Raw genomic sequence first — 6,470 nt, 5'->3', positions numbered from 1 at the left:
CCGCGCCAGTGCTCCGTACAGGAACAATCTTTGGTCTGGCACAAGCCGCCGCCGAGCTCATTTCTTTATTGCAACCCCCGATCCTCGATTCGACCTAGCCGCTCTTGAAGCCCCCTCGCCCGCGATTGCGGGGGAGAGGGGAGGAACACCACCAGCCCCAGACACAAACACCGGACGGCCCCGCCGCTCCGGCCAATCCTGCTGGCCTCAAGCCCAAACCCGCTCTTTCAGCTGCCCGGGTGACTTCCCGGCAAATTTCGGCCAGACTGCGCTTCGGAACCTGACCTTCAATCCCGCAATGACGGCCCGCAGCGGCTGCACACTGGTGGACCCATGAAACGCGCTCTCATCGCCCTCGCCCTTGTTGCCAGCTCGGCAATCGCCGCTCCGATCGCCCATGCCGATGAAGGCCTGAAATGGATGACCGGCTGCTGGCGCACGGCCGACAAGTCCTACAAGGAAATCTGGTCTAAGCCGGAAGCGGGCTTCCTCTTCGGCTATGCCCTCACCTATGACGAAACCGGCGCCGTCTCCTTCTTCGAACAATCCCGCATCGATGGCGGCGCGCCGGCGGTGTTCAATGCCTATCCCGGCGGTTTCGGCCCGTCCGAATTCACCGAAGTCAGCCGCGCCAAGAACACCGTCACCTTCGAGAACGGCCGCCACGACTACCCCCAGCGCATCACCTACACCCGCAAGGGAAGCCGCATGAGCGCGACCATCTCACTGCTCAACGGCGCCCGGGCGAACACCTGGGAATTCCGGCGCTGCTAATTGGGCTCCAGGGGCAACGGCGCCCCGCCGAAGCGATCCTTCCAGCCCGGTGCCAGCACCGGCGCAAGGTCGGCGGCCGGGATCAGAATTTCATACGACCCCTCGGCGAACGAGCCGACCTCATAGGGCGAGAAGAGCACAACCATGCCGCCGATCTTGCCGGCATCTTCCGAAGCCTGCAGCACCACATGGCCGTCGAATACGTCCGGATAATCCGCACTCGGAACAAGCAGGTCGCCCAGCTCTGAAGCAATCACGGCCCGCTCTCCCTCTTCATAGCCGCGCTTGATCTTCTCCTCGACCAGCCCGTTGACCACCAGTGCCCGGAAACCCGGCTCATCGGCGATCATCTCCACCAGCTTCACCGGCTCAGCTTCACCCTTCCGGTAGATTCCGCCGCCCATGAAATAATTGCCATGCGCGCCGCCGGTGTATTGCGCAATGAAATGCTCGATACTGATCAGATCGTCCAGAACCAGTGTCGCCTTGCTGCTGATTTCCATCGTGTACGGACGAAACCATGAAGGATCCCCCGACGCAGCCGCATCCTCAGTTGCCATCGTCTGGTCACCCGCGGCCTGCGCCATCATCTCGTCAACCGATGATTTTGCATCCTTCCAGAGACTGTAAGCCAGCTGCGGATCAAAGGCGAGAATAGCAGGGTCCAGCTCCGAAGACACACTCGCCGCATCACTCTCCTGGGAATAAGACAGCTGGAAATCGCCCGGCATGTCGAACGCCATCGCCGGTTCGATAGTGTCGTCGCCGGCCGGCACTTCCTCCGCTATCGGACTATCCTGAGACACCTCCGTCTCGGGGGCGCAGGCCGCCAGCAGAAAGGCCGCAACAGAGACAGAGGCAAGCAGTCGGATCATGGCCGGGTCCTTCACAGGCTCAGAAGTTCAGGGTCGCCGCCCTGCGCGGTGATATTGACACTTACCACGCGCTCGGTGGCAAAACGATGGAGATAGTGCGGCCCGCCCGCCTTCGGGCCGGTGCCGGAAAGCCCGTCCCCGCCAAACGGCTGCACACCGACAACTGCGCCGATCATTGACCGGTTCACATAAGTGTTCCCCGCCGGCATCGCCGCCTTCACGGCGCTGTGGAAGCTCTCGAGCCGCGAGTGGATGCCCAGCGTCAGGCCGTAGCCTTTCGCCTTCAGCGCGCTCGCCACCTCCGCCACATTGTCCGGATCATAGCGCAGGATATGCAGGATGGGCCCGAACTTTTCCTCCGTGATCTGATCAAGCGAGGAAATCTCCACCAGCGCCGGACCGAAGAACGTTCCCTTTCCGGCATCCTCTCCCCTTTCGACAGAATGCAACAGCTTCGCGTCCTCGGACATATGCACTCTATGGCGGTCCAGCTTCTCAAAGGATTCAAGGTCGATCACCGGCCCGGTATCGGTATCCGGCCGCGCCGGATCGCCGATCTTCAGCTCATCCATCGCCCCGATCAGCCCCTCGATCAGGCTGTCCGCCGTCGCCTTCGGCAGGAAGGCAATCCGCAGCGCAGAGCAGCGCTGGCCCGCCGACCCGAAGGCGGAAGTAATCATGTCATCAATCACCTGTTCGCGCAGCGCGGTCGTGTCCACGAACAGGCCATTGAGGCCGCCCGTCTCCGCGATCAGCGGAATGATCGGGCCATCGCGGCCCGCCAGCGTGCGGTTGATGATCCGCGCGGTCGATGTGCCGCCGGTAAAGCAGATGCCCGACACGCGCAGGTCCGCCGTCAGCGCTGCGCCGACCGTTTCGCCCCGGCCCGGCAGCAGGTGCAGCGCCGCCTCCGGCAATCCCGCCTTGTGGAACAGGCGCACCGCCTCGAAAGCTGTCAGCACGGTCTGCTCCGCGGGCTTGGCGACCACCGTATTGCCTGCCGCCAGCGCCGCCGCGAGCTGCCCGGTGAAGATAGCGAGCGGAAAGTTCCACGGAGAAATGCAGCAGAACACGCCTCGTCCGTGCAGGGACAAATGGTTCGTCTCGCCCGTCGGCCCCGGCAGGCGCACCGGCGCGCCGAAATCCTCCGCCGCCTGCGCGGCATAATATCGGCAGAAGTCCACCGCCTCGCGCACTTCGGCGATGCCGTCCGCCAGCGTCTTGCCTGCTTCGCGCGCCATCAGCGCAATCAGATGCGCCGCATTCGCCTCCATCGCGTCCGCCATCGCGTGCAGGTATTCCGCCCGCTTCGGCCCGCCGAGATGATCCCATTCCGGCTGATAGGCCGCCGCTGCATCCAGCGCACTGTTGATCGAGCCCGCGTCCGCTTCCAGCACCGCGCCAATCACATGATTGGTATCCGCCGGCGCGCGCACAAGGTCGCCGCCGCCCGTGATGGCCTTGCCCGAGACAATCGCGCCCGCCGCAATCGCCGGGCCTTCATCCAGCGCCTTCACCGCCGCGGCAAAGTTCGCACGCACACCGGACTGGCTGAGATCATGCCCGGCAGAGTTGCGCCGCTTCGCGCCATAAAGACGCGGTGGTGTCGGAATGCGCGGATGCCGGCGCGGGCCAACTTCCACCTTCGCCACCGGGTCCGCCACAACCTGTTCGGGCGGCACCGCATCGTCGAGGAAAGAGTGCACGAAGCTCGTGTTCGCGCCATTCTCCAACAAGCGGCGAACGAGGTAGGGCAACAGGTCCTCATGCGCACCAACCGGCGCATAGACCCGCACGCGTCCGCCTGCTTCGGCGGCCTCGTAAAGCGGCTCGCCCATGCCGTGCAGGCGCTGGAATTCGTATGCCGTCACACCCGCCTGCCCTGCCAGCAACTCCACCGCTGCCAGCGTGTGCGCATTGTGCGTCGCAAAGCACGGAAAGATCGAGGGCGAAGCCGCCAGCATCGCCTTCGCGCAGGCAAGATAGTGAACGTCCGTACCCTGCTTGGTGGTGAACACAGGGAAGTTCGGATAGCCCTCAACCTGCGCATGCTTGATTTCGCTGTCCCAATAGGCGCCCTTCACCAGCCGCACCATGAAGCGCCGGCCGGTCACATCCGCCAGCGTCGACAGCCGCTCGATCACCGCGAGTGCGCGCTTCTGATAGGCCTGCACCGCAAGGCCAAGCCCGGTCCAGCCTTCCAGCGACGGCTCGCGCGCCAGCTTCTCGAAAATCTTCAGGCTGATCACCAGCCGGTGCGCCTCCTCCGCATCAAGGCAGAGGCCGATATTCGCCTTTGCCGCCTGCTGGCAGAGCGTCAGCACTTTCGGATAAAGCTCCGCCATCACGCGCGCTTCCTTCACGGCGAGATAGCGCGGATGCAGCGCCGAGAGTTTCACCGAAACCCCGTTTGCCGTCTCCGGCACCTGCCCTTCGATCTTGTCGGCAGCAACCGCCGCAATCGCTTCCTCATACGCCTTGAAGTAGCGCTCGGCATCTGCCGAGGTGCGCGCGCCCTCGCCCAGCATGTCGAACGAGAAATTCTGCGCTTCGCCCGCCTTGATCATCCGGCGGCCGCGCTTAAGCGCCTCGCCGACCGTCCGCCCAAGGACGAACTGCTCGCCCATGATCCGCATCGCCTGCATCATCGCCGTGCGGATCACAGGCTCCCCGCTCTGGCGGATCAGGCCGCCAACGAAATGCGCCGCGCCGCGTTTCGTGCTGTCCGGCGGGCCGATCACCTTGCCGGTCAGCATCAGGCCCCAGGTCGAGGCATTCACCAGCCAGCTGTCCGACTGGCCCTGATGCGCGCCCCAGTTGCCGGAGCGGATCTTCTCCGCGATCAGGTCATCTTTGGTCGCCGCATCCGGCACGCGCAGCAGCGCCTCGGCGAGGCACATCAGCGCGAGGCCTTCGGAATTTGTCAGGCCGAACTCCTCGAGGAAGCTCTCCATCATCCCCTTTTTGCGCCCCTTCGAGCGGGCGATCACCACCAGCTCCCGTCCCCGGCGCACGGCGCCTTCCCGGATCGGGCCCGGCAGCACGCCCTGTTTCAGCAGGCCCTCGAGAAGGGCTTCCTCATCGGCGAATTTCAGGGCGTCGAGCGCATCCCAGTCAACCGGGAGCAAGGCGAGTGTATCAGGCATGGGAACAGGCGATCTCACGAGAAAAAAGGCAAATCTTGCTGCCCGCGGCGCAGGCGAAGCACGAGAATACCTGTGGACGCGTCTGCCTGCGAGAGGAATTTGACCGCAGTGGGCCCCTTTACGCCGCCGCCGGGGCCCGCCAGATTGCGCCCCGAGCGGCCCGCGGGGGGCTTCGCCACGATGTATGCAGGGAGATGCGATGCGCATCATGCTCGTCACCGACGCCTGGGACCCCCAGGTCAATGGCGTCGTCCGCACGATGAAGCGCATCATCGCCGAGACCGAGGCGATGGGTCACACATGGGAAATCGTGCACCCGGGCGCCGGCTTCATGACGATGCCGCTGCCGACCTATCCCGAAATCAAGATGGGCCTGTTCGGCCGCCCGCGCATCTCCAGCATCTTCGACGAGTTCGAACCGGACGCCGTGCACATCGCCACCGAAGGCACGCTCGGCATGGCCGCCCGCGCGGTCTGCCTGACCGAGAAACACCCCTTCACCACCGCCTATCACACGCGCTTTCCCGAATATGTCTCCGCGCGCCTGCCAGTCCCGGTCAGCTGGGGCTATTCCTTCATGCGCTGGTTCCACAAATATTCCGGCAAGGTGATGGTGGCGACGCCCTCGCTGATGGACGAACTCGCGGGTCACGGCTTCCAGAATCTCGTCGCCTGGAGCCGCGGGGTCGATACCGAAACCTTCTCGCCGCTGAAGCGCGTCGAGGAAGGCCAGCCGGGCGACCCGTTCGCCGGCCTCGCGCGCCCGATCTTCCTGAATGTCGGCCGGGTCGCGGTCGAGAAGAATATCGAAGCCTTCGCCGAGTTGAAATTGCCGGGCACGAAAGTGATCATCGGTGACGGGCCGCAGCTGGAAGAGTTGAAGAAGAAATACAGGGATGTCGTCTTCACCGGCGCGAAGTTCGGCGACGAACTCGCCGCCAGCTATGCCAGCGCAGACGTGTTCGTCTTCCCCAGCCTCACCGACACGTTCGGCCTCGTCGTGCTCGAAGCGATGGCCGCCGGCACGCCGGTCGCGGCCTATGATGCAACCGGCCCGCGCGATGTCATCCCGGGCTCCGGCGCCGGCACGATCACGCCGCTGGACGGCGACCTCGCCAAGGGGGCGATGGACTGCCTCAGCCTCAGCCGCGACGCAGCGCGCGCGCATGCCGAAACCTATAGCTGGCGCGCCTGCGCCGAAGTGTTCCTGGAAAACCTGCAGCCGCTGGACCCGCCGCTGAGACGGCGCTTCTGGCACAAGATCCGCATCCGCCGCCGCAAGGCGAAAGCGGCCGCGAGCTGACCTCTCAGCTGCGCCCGCCGGCAAGGCGCGCCGCAGTTGCCTGCGCGGCCGCAAGTTCATCCGGGTGCAGAGGGATCAACCCCTTCTCGATCATGTAACCATCCTCGCCGGCTGCGCCGTCACTGACCGATTCCTCGACGAATTCCGCAAGGCCGGGCACAAGGCCGAGATTCTGGTCCTTCACATAGAAGTACATCACGCGGGCGAGACCATACTGGCCATTGGTGATGTTCTCGAAGGTCGGCTCCACGCCGCCCAGCAGGCCGCCTTTCACCCGGTCACCATTCTGCTCAAGAAAAGAGAAGCCGAGAATGCCGACGGCATCCGGCGATTTGACGAGCGACTGGACGATGGCGGAATCGTTCTCTCCGA

General features: G+C 64.5%; 4 protein-coding genes and 1 pseudogene. 2 read left to right on the top strand and 3 right to left on the bottom strand.

Annotated elements, in window-relative coordinates:
• Positions 1–333: 333 nt before the first annotated feature.
• A complete protein-coding gene (locus ACK4TE_RS15700) occupies positions 334–774 on the top strand; it encodes a DUF6265 family protein (protein WP_409912477.1) in 441 nt (146 codons plus the stop codon).
• Here the strand turns inward: ACK4TE_RS15700 and ACK4TE_RS15695 are convergent.
• A complete protein-coding gene (locus tag ACK4TE_RS15695) occupies positions 771–1,649 on the bottom strand; it encodes a PdaC/SigV domain-containing protein (protein ID WP_409912476.1) in 879 nt (292 codons plus the stop codon). The two genes, ACK4TE_RS15700 and ACK4TE_RS15695, sit on opposite strands and share 4 nt — an antisense overlap.
• 11 nt (positions 1,650–1,660) lie before the next feature.
• Positions 1,661–4,795, bottom strand: coding sequence for a bifunctional proline dehydrogenase/L-glutamate gamma-semialdehyde dehydrogenase PutA (gene putA / locus ACK4TE_RS15690; RefSeq protein ID WP_409912475.1), 3,135 nt, complete (start codon positions 4,793–4,795; stop codon positions 1,661–1,663).
• Positions 4,796–4,994: 199 nt separating this feature from the next.
• Between putA and ACK4TE_RS15685 the strand changes: the two genes are divergently transcribed.
• Complete coding sequence (locus ACK4TE_RS15685) at positions 4,995–6,098, top strand: glycosyltransferase family 4 protein (RefSeq protein WP_409912474.1); 1,104 nt, start codon at positions 4,995–4,997, stop codon at positions 6,096–6,098.
• 4 nt (positions 6,099–6,102) lie between these two features.
• Here ACK4TE_RS15685 and ACK4TE_RS15680 read toward each other — a convergent pair.
• A pseudogene (locus ACK4TE_RS15680) lies at positions 6,103–6,470 on the bottom strand (phosphate ABC transporter substrate-binding protein); the annotation flags it as partial.

Origin of the sequence: Hyphomonas sp., assembly GCF_046313975.1 — a bacterium.
In the GTDB taxonomy this organism is placed as follows: domain Bacteria; phylum Pseudomonadota; class Alphaproteobacteria; order Caulobacterales; family Hyphomonadaceae; genus Hyphomonas.
Note: the sequence above shows the minus strand (reverse complement) of the source record. Positions and strands in the feature narration are given on the sequence as shown.